This is a genomic window from Coprobacillus sp. (assembly GCF_984815275.1).
In genome coordinates this window covers 17,924-38,604 of the sequence record NZ_CFJNYH010000025.1, presented here as the reverse complement: position 1 = coordinate 38,604, position 20,681 = coordinate 17,924, and the positions used below count along the sequence as shown (strand labels likewise).

25 protein-coding genes are annotated in these 20,681 nt (G+C 30.6%); 23 read left to right on the top strand and 2 right to left on the bottom strand.

Annotated features, from left to right (window positions below; all coding sequences use genetic code 11):
• The first annotated feature begins 9 nt into the window (after positions 1-9).
• From AC5M21_RS10095 to AC5M21_RS10055, 9 genes are all read left to right on the top strand, one after another.
• Positions 10-231, top strand: coding sequence for a hypothetical protein (locus AC5M21_RS10095; protein WP_008788449.1), 222 nt, complete (start codon positions 10-12; stop codon positions 229-231).
• A 530-nt stretch (positions 232-761) separates the two neighbouring features.
• The gene (locus tag AC5M21_RS10090) at positions 762-1,073 is read left to right on the top strand and encodes a hypothetical protein (RefSeq protein WP_017144177.1); all 312 of its coding nucleotides are present in this window, start codon (positions 762-764) and stop codon (positions 1,071-1,073) included.
• A 35-nt stretch (positions 1,074-1,108) separates the two neighbouring features.
• Entirely contained in the window at positions 1,109-1,495 is a 387-nt protein-coding gene (locus AC5M21_RS10085) for a hypothetical protein (RefSeq protein WP_008788452.1), read from the top strand.
• Positions 1,496-1,549: 54 nt separating this feature from the next.
• Positions 1,550-1,951, top strand: coding sequence for a phage holin family protein (locus AC5M21_RS10080; RefSeq protein ID WP_008788453.1), 402 nt, complete (start codon positions 1,550-1,552; stop codon positions 1,949-1,951).
• A 41-nt stretch (positions 1,952-1,992) separates the two neighbouring features.
• On the top strand, positions 1,993-2,739 hold the full coding sequence (locus tag AC5M21_RS10075) for a hypothetical protein (RefSeq protein ID WP_302280689.1): 747 nt from the start codon (positions 1,993-1,995) through the stop codon (positions 2,737-2,739).
• A 100-nt stretch (positions 2,740-2,839) separates the two neighbouring features.
• Complete coding sequence (locus AC5M21_RS10070) at positions 2,840-3,742, top strand: helix-turn-helix transcriptional regulator (RefSeq protein ID WP_302280690.1); 903 nt, start codon at positions 2,840-2,842, stop codon at positions 3,740-3,742.
• 57 nt (positions 3,743-3,799) lie between these two features.
• Positions 3,800-4,543 (top strand): N-acetyltransferase, encoded by a 744-nt coding sequence (locus AC5M21_RS10065; protein ID WP_302280691.1) that lies wholly within the window; start codon positions 3,800-3,802, stop codon positions 4,541-4,543.
• Positions 4,536-5,177 (top strand): GyrI-like domain-containing protein, encoded by a 642-nt coding sequence (locus tag AC5M21_RS10060; protein ID WP_117599039.1) that lies wholly within the window; start codon positions 4,536-4,538, stop codon positions 5,175-5,177. The genes AC5M21_RS10065 and AC5M21_RS10060 overlap by 8 nt, the downstream gene beginning before the upstream one ends.
• 450 nt (positions 5,178-5,627) lie before the next feature.
• The gene (locus AC5M21_RS10055) at positions 5,628-6,572 is read left to right on the top strand and encodes an L-lactate dehydrogenase (protein ID WP_008788458.1); all 945 of its coding nucleotides are present in this window, start codon (positions 5,628-5,630) and stop codon (positions 6,570-6,572) included.
• A 21-nt stretch (positions 6,573-6,593) separates the two neighbouring features.
• On the opposite strand, the gene AC5M21_RS10050 is transcribed toward AC5M21_RS10055, so the two are convergent.
• Positions 6,594-6,782 carry a hypothetical protein gene (locus AC5M21_RS10050; protein WP_117599038.1) on the bottom strand — a complete coding sequence of 63 codons (189 nt, stop codon included), beginning with the start codon at positions 6,780-6,782 and terminating at the stop codon, positions 6,594-6,596.
• 127 nt (positions 6,783-6,909) lie between these two features.
• Between AC5M21_RS10050 and AC5M21_RS10045 the strand changes: the two genes are divergently transcribed.
• From AC5M21_RS10045 to AC5M21_RS10035, 3 genes are all read left to right on the top strand, one after another.
• Positions 6,910-7,110, top strand: a complete 201-nt coding sequence (locus AC5M21_RS10045; RefSeq protein ID WP_017144179.1) for a helix-turn-helix domain-containing protein — start codon at positions 6,910-6,912, stop codon at positions 7,108-7,110.
• Positions 7,111-7,230: 120 nt separating this feature from the next.
• Positions 7,231-10,440: a DEAD/DEAH box helicase gene (locus AC5M21_RS10040; RefSeq protein WP_302280692.1), complete on the top strand. Its 3,210-nt coding sequence runs from the start codon at positions 7,231-7,233 to the stop codon at positions 10,438-10,440.
• A 447-nt stretch (positions 10,441-10,887) separates the two neighbouring features.
• Positions 10,888-11,388, top strand: a complete 501-nt coding sequence (locus AC5M21_RS10035) for a LytTR family DNA-binding domain-containing protein (protein WP_008788462.1) — start codon at positions 10,888-10,890, stop codon at positions 11,386-11,388.
• Here the strand turns inward: AC5M21_RS10035 and AC5M21_RS10030 are convergent.
• The gene (locus tag AC5M21_RS10030) at positions 11,376-12,281 is read right to left on the bottom strand and encodes a tyrosine-type recombinase/integrase (RefSeq protein ID WP_008788463.1); all 906 of its coding nucleotides are present in this window, start codon (positions 12,279-12,281) and stop codon (positions 11,376-11,378) included. The two genes, AC5M21_RS10035 and AC5M21_RS10030, sit on opposite strands and share 13 nt — an antisense overlap.
• 316 nt (positions 12,282-12,597) lie before the next feature.
• Between AC5M21_RS10030 and AC5M21_RS10025 the strand changes: the two genes are divergently transcribed.
• The 11 genes from AC5M21_RS10025 (at position 12,598) to AC5M21_RS09975 (ending at position 20,677) form a co-directional block, all read left to right on the top strand.
• Positions 12,598-12,801 (top strand): helix-turn-helix domain-containing protein, encoded by a 204-nt coding sequence (locus tag AC5M21_RS10025; protein WP_008788464.1) that lies wholly within the window; start codon positions 12,598-12,600, stop codon positions 12,799-12,801.
• 355 nt (positions 12,802-13,156) lie between these two features.
• On the top strand, positions 13,157-14,044 hold the full coding sequence (locus AC5M21_RS10020) for a hypothetical protein (RefSeq protein WP_493531490.1): 888 nt from the start codon (positions 13,157-13,159) through the stop codon (positions 14,042-14,044).
• 43 nt (positions 14,045-14,087) lie between these two features.
• Positions 14,088-14,870: a hypothetical protein gene (locus tag AC5M21_RS10015; RefSeq protein ID WP_493531489.1), complete on the top strand. Its 783-nt coding sequence runs from the start codon at positions 14,088-14,090 to the stop codon at positions 14,868-14,870.
• 5 nt (positions 14,871-14,875) lie between these two features.
• Positions 14,876-15,679, top strand: a complete 804-nt coding sequence (locus AC5M21_RS10010; protein ID WP_302378545.1) for a hypothetical protein — start codon at positions 14,876-14,878, stop codon at positions 15,677-15,679.
• A 1-nt stretch (position 15,680) separates the two neighbouring features.
• The gene (locus tag AC5M21_RS10005; RefSeq protein ID WP_302378544.1) at positions 15,681-16,985 is read left to right on the top strand and encodes an MORN repeat-containing protein; all 1,305 of its coding nucleotides are present in this window, start codon (positions 15,681-15,683) and stop codon (positions 16,983-16,985) included.
• 3 nt (positions 16,986-16,988) lie between these two features.
• The gene (locus AC5M21_RS10000) at positions 16,989-17,522 is read left to right on the top strand and encodes a Pvc16 family protein (RefSeq protein WP_302378542.1); all 534 of its coding nucleotides are present in this window, start codon (positions 16,989-16,991) and stop codon (positions 17,520-17,522) included.
• Between the two features lies 1 nt (position 17,523).
• Positions 17,524-17,910 (top strand): DUF4280 domain-containing protein, encoded by a 387-nt coding sequence (locus tag AC5M21_RS09995; RefSeq protein ID WP_017144180.1) that lies wholly within the window; start codon positions 17,524-17,526, stop codon positions 17,908-17,910.
• Positions 17,911-17,952: 42 nt separating this feature from the next.
• Positions 17,953-19,662 carry a phage tail sheath family protein gene (locus AC5M21_RS09990; protein ID WP_008788470.1) on the top strand — a complete coding sequence of 570 codons (1,710 nt, stop codon included), beginning with the start codon at positions 17,953-17,955 and terminating at the stop codon, positions 19,660-19,662.
• A gap of 15 nt (positions 19,663-19,677) precedes the next feature.
• On the top strand, positions 19,678-20,112 hold the full coding sequence (locus AC5M21_RS09985; RefSeq protein ID WP_008788471.1) for a phage tail protein: 435 nt from the start codon (positions 19,678-19,680) through the stop codon (positions 20,110-20,112).
• 20 nt (positions 20,113-20,132) lie between these two features.
• Positions 20,133-20,501 carry a hypothetical protein gene (locus tag AC5M21_RS09980; RefSeq protein WP_008788472.1) on the top strand — a complete coding sequence of 123 codons (369 nt, stop codon included), beginning with the start codon at positions 20,133-20,135 and terminating at the stop codon, positions 20,499-20,501.
• Entirely contained in the window at positions 20,498-20,677 is a 180-nt protein-coding gene (locus AC5M21_RS09975; RefSeq protein ID WP_493531488.1) for a DUF6760 family protein, read from the top strand. The genes AC5M21_RS09980 and AC5M21_RS09975 overlap by 4 nt, the downstream gene beginning before the upstream one ends.
• Positions 20,678-20,681: the final 4 nt, after the last annotated feature.

Genomic DNA, 20,681 nt, shown 5'->3' with positions numbered 1-20,681 from the left:
AGGAAACTTATGGGATTTTATGTACAGAAAGTATCACAGACTGCACCAGTATCCAATGTATCTGTAGATGATTTGGAAATAGGAAAAGATGAAGATGTTATAAATATTAAAGGAACAAAAGTTCTCTTAAACAGTATTGGTTTCTACTGCGGTGAAAGAAATGGATGTATTTTAATAGGGAATTATCAGGAATGGTTGGAGGCTGGAAAGCCAGTTATGCCAACAGAATAGGAGGAAAAGGCAATGTTTAAAGAATTCAAATTTACTCTCCGAAAACTCGGGGGGGGGTACAAATCCCCATTATTACAAGAAAGGAGGACGCTATCGCTTAGGGGTAGCAACTCCAAAAAGAGAAGAGGTGGATGCATGTAGCATTCACTGTGATAAGTTATGTTAGCCCTATTGACAGAAGGCAGTTTTGAAAGTGGAAGAAACGACTATGGAGCATATATAAAGTTTCCAGATGGAACATTAATTATGTGTGGATCTGTAAAAATCAACGTAACTGAAAACAACACTTATTCAGGATCTGCAACCGTAAAATATCCAATGTCGCCATCGATAATTCATTATATTGGAGTTACAAACATTTACACTTATTCTCCTGCCAACATATGGTCGACCGCTTCTCGGGAATTATCTGGATGCAAGTTGTATTTTAACAATAGAGTTGGCTTAAACACTGGTCAGTCTGCTGATGCAAATTGGTTTTTAATAGGACGCTGGAAATAACTTATCACAAATGCTATTAAGCAAAACATATGCTAAAAATGCAAAAATACGAAGATACGAAATGGATAACAATTTCGAGTGGAATTTATTATAGAATTATAAATGGAATATTATATATAAGGTTTGTATATGTTAATTTTTCTTTCGATTCATTAAACAAATGGAAGACTGTAGGGTTCTTACCATTTGAAATAGATTCACAGTTTGATTATCAGATAAATAATAACTATACATACAATAATATTGTTGATATAAGAGTTATGAGCAGTGGTGAAATGGTTGCTGCTTCTGCAACAAGCACAACAGTTCAATTGGCTGGTATGGTTATAATTCCACTATAATAGCAATTCTTTTCTTTTAGATAGCAATATAAAAAATGTATATTGTACCAACAAGTGAAAGTTTTAAATGGGAAAAATACAATCTGATCAATCCAGATACCGTAAAATTTGTAACATATAATGGAACTGTATATTACAATAAATATTTAGGGCTTATGCAAATAACATTAGCTCTACAGGATAATAGTCATCACGGTGCCGATTATTATATTATTGGAAAATTTCCAGAGCAACTTAAACATTTAATCAAAAAAACAGTACGATTAAACGATGGGATATGTACATCCATCAATGGAGCAGCAACAGCAATGTATCTGGAAATTATGGAAAACGGGGATTTGCGAGCAGTCACAGCTGTAGGTAATCCAGAAGGGTATAGATATAGATACAACTGTGTATTTAATGTTGATATGTTTGATTAGTTCTCATGCACTCATAGAGTGCTTTTTATATATAAAAAATTGAAGGTGAGGAAAATGAAGAAAATGGAAAAAGTTTTCAATAGCATTGTAGCAGTCATTGCTACATTTTTTACTTATTTGTTTGGAGGATGGGATATAGCTTTAATTGTACTTGTTGCCTTTATGGTTCTTGACTATGCAACTGGCATGATGTGGGCTTATATACAAAAAACTTTAAATTCACAAATCGGATTCAGAGGTTTGATAAAAAAGTGCATGATTTTGGTTGTTCTTATTATTGCAGTTTTACTAGACAGAATGATTAATTCAGGAACAGCTGTATTTCGAACTTTAGTTTGTTATTTCTACATAGCAAATGAAGGAATCTCTTTATTAGAAAATGTTTCTCATTTGGGATTACCTATTCCAGATAAACTTAAAAATGCATTACAGCAATTAAATGAAGTTGAAAAATAAGATGCGATGTATGACTAATCTTAATTAAGGAGGAAAATATTATGGTAAAAATGAAAGTACAAGATTTTATTACAAAAGCTATACAAGTTGAGAAAGTTCCTACATTGTATGGATGGGGTAAGTTTATGAATAGTTATAATGGGAATTATTTACTTTGTGATTGTTCAGGATTAATTAAAGGAATTTTATGGGGATATCCTGAGAAAGGGAAATATGCTTCCAATCAGGTTCTAGATATCAACGCAAATACAATGATTAAGCAATGTTCAAAGGTTTCTACAAACTTTCATAAATTACCTTTAGGAGCGCTAGTTTGGATGAATGGACATATTGGAATTCATGTGGGAAGTGGTGTATGCGTTGAATCTAGTCCTATTTGGGAAGATGGTATCCAATGCACATTTATTAAGGGAAGTGGGTATTCTAATACCAGAAAACTTAAAGAGCGTAAATGGACAAAACAAGGCTTATTTGATAAATATATTGATTATTCCCAAAATCCAGTTCAATCTCATAAATCAATTTTTGAAATTGCAAAAGAAATTATTGCTGGACTATGGGGAAATGGTCAAGAACGTAAGCAAAAACTTGAAAAAGCAGGTTATAACTATCATGATGTTCAATCAGAAGTCAATAAATTAATATCTAATCCCAAAACAACAACAGAACTTGCAAAAGAGGTTATAGCTGGAAAATGGGGAAATGGAACAGAACGTAGAAATAAACTGATTAAAGCTGGATATGATTATGATGCAATTCAGGCAAAAGTAAATGAAATTTTAAAATAATAAAGAATAGTAAGATTTAATTGTTCAAAAGAATGATTAAGTCTTTTTTATTTTCAATTCTCATTTTATTTTGTTATGATAATAAAGAGAAGGTGAAATCATGGCAAAAGGAAGATTATTTGAAATATTATATTATTTAATTGATAAAAAAGAAACAACTGCAAATGAATTAGCAGAGTATTTTGAAGTTTCTGTACGTACAATATATCGTGATTTAGATCGCCTACTGGTTGCTGGAATTCCTATTATTACAAAACAAGGGAGTAAAGGAGGTGTTTCATTAGATAAATCCTATGTTTTAGATAAAACATTATTAGACAATCATGAACAAGAACAAATCTTATTGGCTTTACAAAGTCTATCTTCTTTACAACTAGATGAATATAGTAATTTATTTCAACGTATGAAAAATATCTTTCAAAAAGAGAGTCATGATTGGATAGAGGTGGATTTTACATCATGGCATCAAAATAAAGAAATGAATGATAAATTCAATCTTTTGAAAACAGTGATTTTTAAACATCAAATTATATCTTTTGAATATATCAATGCACATGGTGATAAGAGTTATAGAACAGTTTTTCCTATTAAAATATTCTTTAAAGCCAATGCGTGGTATTTACAGGCATATCAGTCAGATAAAGATGTTTATAGAACTTATAAGTTGTCACGAATGAATGAAATTTGTTTACATGAAGATTATTTTGACTTACACAAACTGACTAACATTCCTCAAGTTTTAGAATACCATGAAGATGTTAAAAAAATAGATGTTATTCTTAAATTTCAAAAGTATCTAGGTAGTTTTGTCTATGATGAATTCCCATATCATGATATAACAGAAGATAACGATGGTTATTTGGTAAAAACAAGTGTACCTAATCATCAATGGCTTTTATCTTTTCTATTATCTTTTGGCAAAGGTATAGAGATTATTGAACCTTTAGAATTAAAACAAGAATATGTGAAAGAAATACAAGATATTCTTAATATTTATAACTAACCTGACATATGTTGTCAGGTTAGTTATGTTATGATGGAAGCAGAAAGAAGGTATAGTATGGAAATGATTACACTAACACCAGAAAATATTAAAAAGGAACATATTTGTTGTGCCATTGCAAGTGAGAAAGATCCACAAGTTCATTCTAAAAAAACTTGGTTAAAAGAACAGATGAATAATGGTTTAATCTTTACGAAAATGAATGTGAGAGGAAAATGCTTTATTGAGTATTTACCACTAGAATATGCATGGGTTCCTATTCAAGGTGAAAATCTTATGTATATTGATTGTCTTTGGGTTGCGGGTAAATTTCAGGGACAAGGTTATGCTTTACAGTTGTTAAACAGTTGTAAGCAGAAAAGTATAGAATTAGGTAAGAAAGGGTTAGTTATCCTTTCTTCACAAAAGAAATTGTCTTATCTTATGGATTATCATTTCTTAGTGAAACATGGATTTAAGAGTGTTGGAACATGGAATGGTATTTATGAATTGATGTTCTGTTCGTTAAGTGATGATGCGAAAGTACCAATATTTGCAGTACCGGAAATGGTTGATGATGGTTTGGTTCTTTATTATACTCATCAATGTCCATTTTGTGTTAAATATGTTCAAATGCTTAAAGACTATTGCAAAGAACAAGATATTCCACTTCAATTAAAACATATAGAAACTCTTGAACAGGCGCAAAACGCTCCTACCCCATTAACAACTTACAGCCTGTTCTATAATAAAAAATTTATGACAAGAGAAGTTCAATCAATAAAAAGATTTGAAAAGACTTGGGGTGAACTTCATGGTTAAATTAGATTATAAAAAAGAATATAAAGATTTATATATGCCTAAGGGCATACCTACATTTATTGATGTTCCACCAATAGCTTATGTGATGGTGGAGGGAAAAGGAAATCCAAATACATCAAAAGAATATCAAGCAGCAGTTGGTATACTTTATGCAATTTCATATGCAATAAAAATGAGTAAAATGGGAAAGAATCAGCCAGTTGGTTATTTTGATTATGTTGTTCCACCATTAGAAGGCTTATGGTGGGGAGATGATGAATATTTTGATGGTAAACGTATAGTTGATAAAGATAAGTTTTATTGGAAGTCAATGATTCGCTTACCTGAATTTGTAACACCTGAATATTTTGAACAAGTCAAAAAAGAAGTTGCTATTAAAAAACCAGAAATTGATGTTAGTTTGTCACAGTATTTTGTATATGAAGAAGGACAATGTGTTCAAATCATGCATAAAGGTTCATATGATGATGAACCTGAAAGTGTGGCGAAAATGAATCAGTATATGAAAGAGCACAATTATATATGTGATATCAATGATCATCGTTATCATCATGAAATCTATTTGAGTGATCCTAGGCGTTGCAAACCAGAAAATTTAAAAACAGTCATTAGACATCCAGTGAGAAAAAAATAAACTGGATGTTTTTTCTATTAATTTTAATGATAGAACTCATCATCACTGATATATTCATAATGATATACAGGATATGATTTATTTTGACTGATTAACTTTATGAGAAAAATTGAAGGGAAAATACATACAAGAGTGATGAAATATTGTGCTATTAAAAATATGACATTTTGTTATTCTCTCAATCTGAATGTCCATTATGGAAGTATGATGAGAACTTTGATGGTTTGTCTTGAAAGATATTGTTATAGTAAAAAAAGAATTTAAAAATTTTATTATTTTTTTCTTCTAGATTGACGATTATAGATGAAATACATCTTTTCCAATCAATTCTAGACAGTGATGAAAGAATAAGAATAATCATTGCAAAAAGAAGTCAAAAAATAAAAATGCATATGATTTGAAAGATTTCTATATCTTATTATACTGTTAAGAAAAAGGAGGTATGTTGCAATGGTTAATATGCAAAAAGTAGCAGTCATTGGTTGTGGGTTTGTTGGTGCAACGTCAGCTTTTAGTTTAATACAAAGTGGATTATTTTCTGAAATGGTATTGATAGATGCAAATCATGAAAAAGCTGTTGGTGAGGCTATGGATTTAAGCCATGGAAGTGCTTATTCAACACCAGTTAAGATATATGCTGGAAGTTATGATGATATTGTTGATGCAGGGTTAATTGTTATTACAGCAGGTGCGAATCAAAAACCAAATGAGACAAGATTAGATTTGGTGAAGAAAAATGTTTCAATATTTAAAAGTATTATTCCAGAAATTAAGGAAAGAAATTGTGAAGGAATTTTATTAATCGTTTCTAACCCTGTAGATATTCTCACATATGTAACATTAAAGTTATCTGGATTTCCAGCAAATCGTGTGATCGGATCTGGAACTGTTCTTGATACTGCTAGATTGAAACATGTATTAGGAGAGCATCTTCAAGTAGACAGTCGTAATATTCATGCTTATGTTATTGGTGAGCATGGAGATAGTGAATTAGCAGTTTGGTCAGGTGCACAAGTTGCTGGAATTCATATTAATCATTTTTGTGAATTACGAGGCCATTTTCAGCATCAGGAAGCTATGAATAGGCTTTATCAGGAAGTACGTGATAGTGCTTATCATATTATTGAAAGAAAAGGTGCAACATATTATGGTGTTGCTGTAGCAGTGAAACGAATTGCTGAAGCAATTGTTAAAAATGAACATGCTGTGTTGCCTATTTCAAGTTTGATGCAAGGTGAATTTGGTTTAAGTGACCTTTGTTTAAGTATTCCAACCGTTGTTGGGAACAAGGGAGTTGAAATGGTTGTTGATATTTATTTGGATAACGAGGAAAAGCAAAAACTCTTAGAGAGTGCCCATGCATTAAAACAGGTTTTAGAAAGTTTGGATATTTAAAAAGGAGTGTATAACTCCTTTTTATTGTGGATAAATATGCTGATCAATTTGAAAATATAAGGATTGTAAATCTCTTTTCAGAATTTCTAATGGACCAATCATATCAGATTTATCCAAAGTTGTACAAGCAACAGACATCATATCTATCATATCAATAGCTTGTGATAAGTGCTGTAAGGTTTCATCTAATAATGTCTTTTCTTTTTCCATTTTGTATACCTCGCTTTTTGATATAGTATACCTAACTCTTATCATTATTATAATATATTGCCGAATATTCGGCAATATTATTGTGAAGAATATCACTTTATAATAAGAAAAGAGAGGAGTGGTTTTCATGATTACTTTTGAACCATTTTTTGAAACTTTAGAGAAAAAGGGCATATCACAATACCAATTAATTAATGATTATGATGTTAGTAGAGGAACGTTAGATGCATTGCGTAAAAATAAAAGTGTGACTTTAAATACTATCGTGGATTTATGTATGATATTAGATTGTGAAATTCAAGATATTGTCAGAGTTATAAGGGATTAGTACAGCCATAAGGGCTGTTTTTTTCTACATTTTTTTTCGAAAATATAAAAAACAAAATAAACCGACTCTACAATGTAAAATATTTATGATATAATAAAATAATTGATTGGAGGGGACAAAATGCATATTCAAGATAAAGAAATTAGAAGGGTGATTCATGATGAAAAAGAATATCGTTATGGGAGATTTATAGATATTCAATCTCAATTAGAAAGAATGACAATTTCTTTAGATGAGGATAATGGCTGTTATCGTATTAATGCAAGAATGAATGATCATAATGAACGTATTATTATATCGATGAAAATTTCACACGATGGAGAAATTATTCAAAGTTCATGTTCATGTCAGATGCATAATCATTGTCGGCATATGGCTGCGATTTTATTTCATTTGAGAAAATTAACAATATCATCTTTTCCATATTTTTATGAACAAAATGGTGAGGATAATAAAGTATTAAAGTTAAAACAGATAGAGCAACAAAGACAAGAACGTATTTTATCAAAGAAACAGCATGATTCATTAGATTTAATACAATTATATAAAGATCAACTGTTAAGAGAATCACTGATTCCACTATCATCTCAGCAGTATCAATTAAAGATTTTTGTTCAAAGGAGAAAAGAAAAACTAATTATTGCATTAAAAGTTGTTAATGAAAATCAAAGTTTTGTAGTTAAAAACATTGAAACTTTTTTAAATGCAATTGTTCATCATGAGAGTATTAAATATGGCAAAACATTTGAATTTATCCATAGTGAAAGTGCTTTTGATGATAATTCATTAGAAATATTAAATTTTATAAAAGAATGCTTTTTAAAGAATCAATTCTTACAAAAAGGTTTAATGAAAGCACTGATTGTCAGTGATGAACATATTGATGCTTTTTATGATCTTATGAGTTCACTTCCTTCATCATATTGTGATATAGGTTTTGATAAAAGAGAATATCGTATTCCAATAGAAATATCTTCAAAAGAAGAAAGTTATATACTAGATTTAAAAGATTATCAGGAATTTGATCAGGTCATGATGACATCAATGTATATGTATACATTAGAAGATGATATAATGTATAAATATGATTTTCACGAACCGGAGAAATTAATAGCATTTTTACGTAAATTATTAGAAAGTCGGGGAGGACTTTATATTTCAAAAGAGATGCTAACTGATTTTTATAAATACATATTGGTTGATTTATTAGATGATATTGATTTAGATACACATCTATTTGATGAATATCGTCAAGAGAATATGATTAATTTATATGGTGATATGAGTAAGGATGATCAGATCTGTATTCAGTTAGAATATATTTATGATGATGGCATCATGTACGGATTTGATAAGGATAATCAACATAAATCAAAGGAAGCTGATTTAATTGAAAACTATCTAAAGCCATATATAGAAGATATTGATGATCATGTTATTTATTTACAGTATGACCATGAGTTTGCATATCAATTTATGAAAGAAAGTCTGCCATATCTTTCAACTTATTGTCAGGTATATGTGACTGATGCTTTAAAAGGTTTTTCAACGAGTCAGGACATGCACATTCAAGTAGGGGTGAATATGAGTCATGGCTTGCTATCAATCCATATTGACAGTGTTGATGTAGATAAAAATGAATTGATAGATATTTTAAAAGCATATAAGAAAAAACGTAAGTTTTATAAATTAAAAAATGGAAAAATTGTTTCTTTAGAAAATAAAGAGTTTAAGGAATTGGATGAATTGACAACATCCTTGCAACTTAAATCACAAGATATTGTGAATGGAAATATAGAAGTTCCAACATATCGTTTATTTGAATTAGATCAAATGATGAATCATGAATCAGTTATTGATTATACAAGAGGAGAAGAATTTGATCAATGGATGAAGCGATTGGAGACATCATCTCAAGATTATCAGGTGCCTACACCTTATCAAAATATATTGAGAGAGTATCAGGTTGAAGGATATCAATGGCTACGTTTAATGGAACATTATGGTTTTGGTGGTATTTTGGCAGATGATATGGGATTGGGAAAAACACTGCAAATGATTGTTTATCTTGAAAGCATGAAAGATCAAGATACTCATTTGGTGATTACACCAGCAAGTTTACTGTTGAATTGGCAGGATGAAATTGAAAAGTTTTCAGCTTCATTACGTGTTTTGTGTATATATGGACAAAAGGCACATCGTGATGAATTGATTGAAAAGCTTGATCAATATGACGTTGTTATTACTTCATATGATTATTTAAGAAGAGATATTGATATGTATGAAAATAAAAATCTACATACTATTGTTCTTGATGAAGCACAATATATCAAAAATCCTAAAACACGCAATGCGATATGTGTCAAAAGATTAAAAGCAAAACAGCGTTTTGCTTTAACAGGAACGCCTATTGAAAATTCATTAGCAGAGTTATGGTCTATTTTTGATTTCTTAATGCCATATTATCTATATCATTATGCTTATTTCTTAGAGAATTTTGAAAAACCTATTGTGAAAGAACATGATGAGGATAAACAGTTAAAACTTAAAGAGATGATTTCACCATTTGTTTTAAGAAGAAATAAAAAAGATGTTTTAACTGAATTACCTGATAAAATTGAACAAACATTATATTTACGATTTAATGAAGAAGAAGAAAAGTTGTATTTAGGGAACCTTGTTCAAGTTAATAAATCTTTACAGGAAAAATTAGATATTCATCAATTAGGAAGAATTGATATTTTAGCAATGTTAACAAGATTGAGGCAACTCTGTCAAGATTCACGTTTATTGTATGAAACAGTTGAAGAACCATCTTCTAAACTCAAAGGATGTATGGAACTTATTCATTCTTTAAAAGAGAATCATAAGAAGATTTTATTGTTTTCATCATTTACAAGTGTCTTGCATTTGATCGAAGAACAGTGTCATAAAGAACATATTTCATATTATTTATTAGATGGAAGTATCTCTAAAGAGAAAAGAAAGAAAATGGTTGATGCTTTTCAAAATGATGAAACAACTTTATTCTTAATATCTTTAAAGGCAGGTGGAGCTGGTTTGAATTTAACAAGTGCTCAGGCAGTTATCCATTTTGATCCATGGTGGAATATGTCAGCCAAAAATCAAGCAACTGATCGAGCTCATCGGATTGGTCAAAAAGAAGCTGTTCAAGTCTTTTCACTCATTATGAAGAATAGTATTGAAGAAAAGATTATGGATTTACAAAATCAAAAGAAGAATCTTGCTGATACTTTTGTGGAAGGAAATGAAGGTATGATTTCTACAATGAGTATTGATGATATGAAAGCATTGTTTGAAATATCATAATATATATAAATGAAGAATTGAGAGGACAAAAAGTCTTATCAATTCTTTTTTATTATAATGAATAGTTGAAAGGAATGACGTCTAGAAGAGGAGGAGAAACAAATAAGTTTTTATCAGATAAAATATATTTTTATATTTATTGATATAGAAAAGGTATTTTATAGAAAATAAAAATACGAAGTCTATATAGTTTGTGAAATACAGAAAAGTCCTGAATAAAGGAGTGAAAAATATCAGGAGATAAATAAAAAATAAAGATAAATATAGAAAAGTGTAAAAATGTATATAAAATTGGTAAAAGTGAAGAATTTACAAATTTTTGAATGTCGAATATTGTAGAATAAAAGACAAATTAATGCTTTATTTGTCATTTTAAAGGTCGTTTTGCGCCTAGATATTGCAAAAGTGCTTGAAAAAGGGTATTTCGTATATAGGGGAGGTATTTATATGAAAGTCACATATCGTGAAGATTCAAAGATGAATCACTATGAAATGCAGTTAGTTGTTCATCCAAAGAATAGGAGACTGGCAAAATTACTAGCGAAACAGTTTAAAGAAACGCTTGGAGAAATTGAAGTTTTGGATGAATATAGAAATAAATATCCTTTATCATTATTAGCAGTTTATTATTTTGAAATGGTTGATCATAAAATGTTTGTTTATACAGAAAATGAGGTTTTTCGGCTTCATTGTGTAACAATGGCTGCCTTAAAGGAAGCTGTAGAATCTTATGGTTTTTATCAGGTTAATGTGAGGACACTTGTCAATGTGAAGCATGTTGTAAAATATAAAAAACAAAAAGGATGTCGTCGCCAAATGATCTTAGATAATGGTGATAGATTAATTTCAAGTCGTCATTATCGTGAAGAATTTGATCGTATGATAGAAGAACGACATGAGTCAAGAATTCTTGAAAAAGACCCAGATAATCTGAGTCATGAAAAGTAATGATGAATTTTATTACGTGGATTTTTGTGGGACATAATTTCTTTTTGTTTATGTGCTGACATATGAGTATAAATCTGGGTTGTTGTGATGGAACTGTGACCAAGAATTTCCTGAATATATCGAATATCTACATCTTCTTCTAACATCATTGTTGCAAATGTATGTCTAAACATGTGTGGAGTAATATGTGAATCGATATGAAACAGATGACAGTATTTAACAATCATAAAACGAATAGATTGTTCAGAGAGATGATGCCCTAATCTATTAATAAAAAAGTAAGGGCTTTTCTCAATTTCATCTTGGAAAAGTCTTTGATAGGATAGTAGAGATTGAATGAGATTTTGATTATCAATATAGATAATTCTCTCTTTACTTCCTTTCCCATTAATAATGATGGTATTCTCACGAATAAAAACATTTGATTTTAAAAGATGGGAAACTTCACTGACTCTTATCCCTGTACAAATTAACAATTCTAAAATAGCGATATCTCGTGTAATAACACGATTTGATGTTTGTTTGGAATAAGCATAGAGAGACTGGTAGAGATGGTTTAATTCATGAAGTGTTATTGTTTTTGGTAAGCGTATGGGTTCTTTAAAGCGATAATCTATTTTATGAAATGGATTCTCTTTTAAGAAATCCTGTTTTTCTAGATAGGTATAAAAAGCTTTAATAGCAGCAATCTTTCTTTTCACAGTTCTTGGTTTATATGTTGTATGAAGTTGTTGGATATATACAGATATATCTTTTTTATTTTTTAAGTTTTTAAACTGCATATAGGTGTAAAACTGGTTAAGGTCAATCCGATAGGCTTTTAGTGTTTTGCCAGTCAATCTCTTTTGATATTGACAATAATTTAAGTAATTTTCTACATGTTTATATTTCATTTTTGTATCCTCCTAATGATATTGCTATATTAGTATGACAAATTTTGACAAAAAAATGAATGGTATGAGATAAGAAAATCATTAAATATTGTCATTAATACGACAATACCAAAAATAAATAAAACAATATATAATGTAAAAGTATAATATTATAGATGGTTTGTAGTTCATATGTTATCTTCATCTTTAGTAAAAATGTGTATATATGGGTAGTTATCCTTGGGGAGGATGACTTTTCTTTTATAGGGTGTTATCGCAATAAAGATAATATTAATATTTGAAATTCCTTTTATAGTAATATATAGGAGGAAATTGTATGAAAATTAGTTATGATCCGTTTTGGAAAACAATTAAAGACAAAGGACTTAATCAATATATACTCATCAATAAGATGGGTGTAAGAAGTAGTTTAATCCATAAATTGCGACATGACTTAGATATCCGTGTCTCAACTTTATCAGATTTATGTGAATTACTTCAATGTAAAATTGAGGACATTGTTGAATTAAAGGAAGAATAGTTTTTAAGCATAAAATTATAATAACTATAATAATAAGGATAACCTAAGGGTTATTTTTATTTTTAATGAAAAGATTATTTGGGAAATGTGGAGACTTCTTAAAAAGAATTTCATATCTGAGATTTTTTATGTTTATTTTTATAAACGGAAGTTATAAAACGATAATGAATGATAAATACACGTTTGTGAATTGATTGGTATTGGGAGATAGTTATTATTGTCGAAATATGTTATAAGAAGATTAAGGACTGCCATATACCTCTATAAAATAATAAATATGTAAGTCAAAAGAGTGCGTATGGCAAGATGATTAATAATTTTGTATGCACTTATTTTTATTTTAAGGAGGTCTATGATGAAAGATAAACCATATCCTTTTATAAAAAATCGTTATTATAAAGGGAAACTACTACGTACTGAAGACTTTGAATGTGAACAGAATTATCATGTTCACAAATTGAATATGCAAAATGCTCTATTTTATGGTGAAGGAATTGTTTGTGGTTTAGATATTCAAAAAATTAATCAACAGCGTTTGCTTATTCGTAATGGTGTTTGTATAAATCAACAAGGTGAATTTATCTATGTTCCTTATGATATAGATATTTCTATTGAAGAAATAGAAGGATATGAAACTTTATTAGATTCTAGAGCCTATTTATATATTCATTATCATGAAAAGGATGAGGATTTAGTATATGCATCAATGAGTGAACATGAAGATCATTTAGAGAATAACTTTATTCAGGAAACATTTCATTTATCTTTAGAGTCAAATGATTATCATCAAAATGATACTTTGTTTAGTGAGTGTATCTTATATCAAGATGAAGAATTAAGTATTATTCAAAGGATACCTCTCTATTTAAATTATGATGATCAGTTTCAAATTGAAGTTATTTTAAGAAATAATAGTCTTCATAAACATAGTATATCTTTTGAATATAATCTTGAGAGTTTGGAAATAAAGGATCAAACAACTTATAAAGATATTCATATTTATGGTCAAGTTCAAAATTTAGAAAAGGAAAAGCATTTGTTTTATCCCATTTTTATTCAAAAGACATGTGGAGGGACACAACATGCTCACGTGACCTTGTTGAAGAATAATGCATGGATTATGGTGGATGGACAGCAGTTTTCACTCAATGTGACATATGAAGCTTCATTGCATATTGTTGAGAATATAAAAACATATTTTCAAAAAAAAACTTCAATGTCAATCATTGAATGCATTGACTGAATCTCATTTACAACAAAGAGTTGTTCTTGGTTGTATTGAAATCATGAGAACAAAAGAAGATGTTCAAATAATATCAATAAATCAATCACTTGTTCATCGTTTTATGACAGAGCGAATTCGTCATATTGAACAAAATATACGAGATGCTTATCATTTACAAGAAAAGCCTAAAATTCTTGAAACTGTGCAACCTGAAATATCACAAACCATATCATTAAGTGATTATATTTCAACAGGTACATTAGAAATAGAAGTTCCAGAATATGGGCGTCATCAGTTACCCATTATTACCAAAGCTATTCCTTATCAATTAGAAGGCAGTGTTATGATTGTATGGTCTATTGAAGAACGTGAACATTTTCGCAATGCAAAAGTGAATCAATATTATTTTGGAGATGCTTACTTATTTCCACAATTAGAACAATATAACTATGAAATTGGTTGTCGTGTGAAAGAATCCATGCAATCTTTTAAAATAGCTGTACGTGCCAAAAAAGGAACACCTAAAAGTACATTGAAACTGCGCTGGTATGCTATAAAGACATCTGATTTTTCACAAGAAGAAACCGTTTTGCTTCCACGCTTTAAAATGACTCCAGAATTTGTGATTTTAAAACCAGGACAAACACAATACTTTCGATTGGAATTTGCTGAAGAAAAATATAAAGAGTTATGTCAGTTTGTTGTGGAAACACCACAAGGAGGTACGATAGATGAAGATGGAAAATATATGGCTCCAGTTACAAAAGGAATTTATAAGATTAATGCTATTGGAAATGAATCACAACATGTTGCATATGCAATGGTTGTTGTTAAAGGAACATAGAGTTTATGTTGCAAAAGAAACAACTGTTATTTAGTGGCCAGGAAATTAACTGTTATATATATGAAGATGATAATCAAAAATATTATGGATATGAATTTATGGATCAAAATATATTTTATATTCTTTTGCCTTATCAGGAAAGTTGGAGATTTCAAGTGACTCTTGCTTATCAATATCCAATCATTCTATTTTCAAATTATCATGATGAAAGATCAGTCTTTAAAGATATCCATCATTTACCTATTGAAAGACGTTTTCAGCTCTGTTTATCTTTTTTAGAAAAAATCATGACTTTACAATTATCTGATTCAGAGATCTATTTTTTCTGTGATGAAAATAATTTATGGTTTGATAAAGATTTCAATTGCGAATTGTTTTATATGCCTCAAGTTTTAAGATTAACAACAACAATGACTCATCAACACATGCTCATATGTTTAAGTCAATTTCTATTTCAACATATTCAATTAGATGCTGTGATTCCTCAAGATGAATTGTCTTTATACAATTTAGAATATATAACATTTTATCAAAGAGTTGTTCATCGTCAAGATTTCACAAGTATTATGGATATCTATGATACACTCTATCAAGCGTCACGGACATATCAACATATGGAAAAGACAGAATGGTCATTAATGAGCCAGTATTCCAAAATAATGGTCGTTGTTGTGAAAGCTGCTCTTGTTATGATTGTGTGTTTATATGCTTTTTATGCAATTGTTATGGTGAAGAATATGTTGACAAAAGATTATAAAGGTATGTATCAGATCGGTAATCAGAATATTGCTGAGGTAGGTGATCCATGAGATGAAAATTGATTTTTTCAAGAATGCTCATAATAAGAATTATATTTATTTTGCTAAGCGTTATATTTATGACAAGGTTTTTTATGGGGGATTGATACTTTTAATCGTTATTCCTGTTCTTTTCTTAAAAGCACCTTGGAATATGTTAGAAATCAAGACAAAAGAAATTATTACTTATCAATATGATGATAAAAAATTAGAAAATGTTTCAGGAACTGTGAAAATTGTTGATGATCAAGGCGTTTTAAGATATCAAGGAGAGGTTGAACAGGGTGTTTGTCAAGGTCAGGGGAAATTATATGATCAAAATGGTCAACTTGTGTATGAAGGAAGTTTTATAAATAATAAATTTGAGGGTGATTTAGGAACATTATATAAAGATGGAGAGGTTTTATATCAGGGAGGATTTCGAGAGAATATGTACCAAGGGATAGGACAGCTCTATCATGATGAACATTATCTTTATCAAGAAGGAAGTTTTATGAATGGTCAGTTAGAGGGTGAAGGAACAGTTTATAAAGAAGATGGAAATATTTTATATACTGGATATTTCTCTAATGGTCTTTATGATAAATCTGGGATTTTATATGATGAAGATTATAATCGTATTTATTATGATGGTGAATTTGTCAAAGGGATTGCTGAAGGGCAAGGGAAACTGTTGGATAATACTGGTTTTACATATTATCAAGGGAAAATGCATGAGGGGAGTATTGATTATTCAGCATTTCTAGGAGAATCTTTAGAGACTTTAGAGAATAGTTTTCGTCATCATTATGAAATTTTTATTTATAAAGATATGACCCTCTTTGTTTATCGAGAAGAGAATATTATGTTTATCACTCATAGTCCATTGACTATTCGTTATTCATCAAAAAAACAATTGAAAGATTTCAATGGACAAGATGTTTTTATTGATGAAGTTGAGTTAGATAAATCATTAGATAAGAAAGATATTCTTATTGATAGTATTTTATTAATGGATTGTCAGTTATTACCTAAAACAAAGGAAGCAAAGACAATTGATGATGTTGATAAAGTAATTGATAAATATCTGGGAGATATGAAAACAGATGTTGAGACCTATTATCCAACCTTTATTGAACTTGTTGAACGTCTTTATGATAAAAAGAGTCTTAATGCAAGTCAACTTGGCAGTTATGTTTATTCTTTTCCATCGGTTCAAAAAACATCATTATCAATGAATATGTATGATATTGAAGATGTCAGATATACTTATGTTTATGCTGATGTTGGAACAATCCAATATATTTTGATTGAAAAAAGCCCAGAAAGGAAGTCATAATCTATGGACGAAGTAAGTTTCAAACTTTGTGAGTATTTACAAAATGCTTTATATCCAAAGTATATTCATTCTAAAGAAGATGTGTGTTTAACTGCTCCCTATGAATCAGATCAAGATTATCGTATTGGAATTATGATGTATGATATGAGTGGAATGCCTTTCTTACAACATCACTATAAAGATGAAGGGCAAAATATTCGTTATCCACCTCAATCTGTAGAACTGTTTTATGTTATTTATTTAAATCAAAAACATCATTTTGGTGGACAAAACCAGTTATTAAAGCAGGAACTGTTAACTCGTATTTTGATGATAATAGAAGAACAACCCCAATTGACTGTTCATGATTATGATGCTTTGATGACTTTAGAAAACCTATCTTTAGATGATAAAATCAGATTATGGCAAAGCCTTTCATCACCATTTCAGTTTTGCTTATATATAAAAGTTTCACCAGTATTTATACCTTCTACGCGAGTTAAAGAAGCACATCGCGTTCAAGAAATAGACTATCAATATACAAGAAAGGAGGAATAGTATGCCTTGCATGATATCATCAGGATGTATGTTAAAGTGTACATTTGGACAGGCTCCAACACCTTTGATGGTCTTGCCACCACGTCCTTTAGCAAATGCTATGCCAGTTGCAACAATGCTGGATTATGTTCCATTCAAGAATATTTTACCTTTTGGAATGTGTAGCAATCCAGCTAATCCAATGGTTGCATCAGCAACTGCTGCAGCATTAGGCGTCCTCACACCTATGCCTTGTCTCCCACTCATACTCTCACCTTGGTTAAATACTTCTACAAAAGTACAGATTCAAGGGGGCATGGCAATCCACGATAAATCACAGTTAATCTGTAGTTATGGCGGGCAAATCACAATTATTCAATCAATGACACCAACAATTAATATACAATAAAGAGAGGAGGAAGATATTATCAAGGATAATATCATATAAATTATGGCTGAATATTTAGCACCAGGAGTTTATGTTGAAGAGTTTGAATCAGGAGTTAAGGCAATGGAAGGTGTTGGAACCAGTACAGCAGGCTTTGTTGGTATGGCAAGTCGTGGACAAACAATTGGAAAACCAAGACTGATCACTGGCGTTGCAGAATTCCGCAAATGTTTTGGAGGTTACCTAGGTGAAGAATTTGGTGAACATCGTTTTTTAAGTTATGCAGTTGACCAATTCTTTGCAAATGGTGGAAGTAGTTGTTATGTTATGCGAGTGGCTTCCTCTGAGCAAGTCAGTGCATTTGCTGATATTGAAGATGCATTAAAAGTGACTGCTACGAGTTCGGGGACTTGGGGTAATGCTATTAAAGTGCAGATTCGTAAAGCTTATCAGGCAAAAACATATGTGACTCGCCAAGCAACTGAAGATGAAGTTAAAAAAAATCAATACACAGTGAATTCATCAGGTGGATTTTATTCTGGTGATGTTGTTGAACTTAATGAAAAGTTTTACACAGTTACAAATGTTTTTGATAACATTTTAGAATTGAATAAACCTTTAGAGGGTGATTATTTTAAAGATGCATTACATCCTAATGTTTTTTTACAAACTGTTGTCATTGATATGCAAATTATATGTGAAGATTTTGGTGAGGTTTATGAGAAATGTTCTCTTAATCCAAGTTCGCCATCATTTGTCGTCAATGTCTTAGAAAAATCGGATTTCATCAATGCTAGTCTTATAGAAACTGCTGAGAAAAAGTTAGATACTGAAGCATTTTATGCAAAATACACAACAGATTTTAAGTCTTATTTATTAGCTGGAGGAACTACGGTTATGCCTGCTGCTGGATATGAAGATATGTATATTGGAAAAGATGATGGACCATCTCAGCGATCAGGAATTCAGGCTTTTATAGAAATTAATGATGTGAGTATTATGGCTGTTCCTGGAATGACGAGTGCGGCTGTTCAAAGTGCTTTAATTACACATTGTGAGAGTACAGCAAGTCGTTTTGCTATATTAGATGCACCATTAGATGTAAGTGCAGTAGATAAGTTAAGTGAACATCGTGAACAGTTTGATACAACTTATGCGGCAATGTATCATCCATGGTTAAGTGTTTTTGATCCTTTATTAAAGAAAAATTCATATACACCACCAAGTGGGGCAATGGCTGGAATTTATGCACGAGTAGATAATACACGTGGTGTCTGGAAAGCTCCAGCAAATGAAGTTGTAAGAAATGCCACTGGCTTATCTGTTCATTATAATGAAGCAGAACAAGGAAAGTTAAATCCTAAAGGTATAAACTTGATTCGTTCTTTACCAGGTATGGGAATTCGTGTTTGGGGTGCAAGAACATGTTCAAGTGATGGGAATTGGAAATATATCAATGTGCGTAGACTATTTATTTATTTGGAAGAATCTATTAAAGCAAATACAAGTTGGGCTGTTTTTGAACCTAATGACGAAAATCTATGGTCAAGAGTTTCTGGGACTATTCGTGTTTTCTTAACAACTTTATGGCGTGATGGTGCATTAACTGGTTCAACATCTGATGAAGCATTCTTCGTAAATGTTGGAAAGTCAACGATGACACAAGATGATATTTTAAATGGTCGTTTGATTTGTGTGATTGGTGTTGCTCCAGTTAGGCCAGCAGAATTTGTTATCTTTAGAATCACGCAAAAAATGGAAGATGCAAGTTAAAGGAGGGAATAGACAATGGCATATGTATATCCATATAAAAAACACAATTATATTGTTTTAATTGATTCAAAAGAAGTTGGTGGTTTCTCTGAAGTCAATGCTGGAGATATCACAATTGATCCTATTGAGTACCGTGAGGGAATTCATCCTGTAAATACTGTTCTTAAGCAGCCAGGACTTGTAAAATATGGCAATGTGACTTTAAAATGGGGTCTCGCTACCGCAACTGAATTGATGACATGGCTACAAAGCACAGTAGATGGAACCTGTGAAAGAAAAACGATTACCATTCAACTTTGTGATGACTTGCATAAAGTGGTTGCTGAATGGGAAGTTATTAATGCATGGCCAACCAAGTACACACCAACTGATTTTAATGCAACAAGTAATGAAATTGCGATTGAAAGTGTAGAGTTGGCACATGAAGGTATTAAACGTATTAAACCATAAGGTAAAGGAGACTTAAAAAAATGAATTTTCAAACAGCATATGATTTTACATTACCCAAAGGTTATGTGGATGAAGCAGGGATTGTTCATCGTCAAGGAACGATGAGGCTTGCAACAGCTGGAGATGAAATACATGCTATGCAGCATCCCAAAGTAAGACAAAATCCAGATTATGCAAGTTTTGTTGTGATTTCTAGTGTCATTACGCAATTAGAAGGTTGTGATAGAGTGACACCTGAAATGCTAGAAAAAATGTATTTATCAGATATAAATTTTTTACAAAATATGTATCAAACAATCAATGAATCAGAAATACCAACGATTCATGTTGTCTGTCCACATTGTGGTAAGGAGTTTACTGATACACTAAATTTTACGAATCAGAAATGAGTTTGTATACATACAATGAACTCATGAAACAAATCTCATTTCTGAGTTATTATTTTCATTGGTCTTTAGATGATATTCTCGATCTTTCTCATCTTTCCAGACAACAGTTCTGTACCCAGATTAATCAGATTCATCGAGAAATTAATCATGAACCAAAAAATATTTTTGAATTATAGGAGG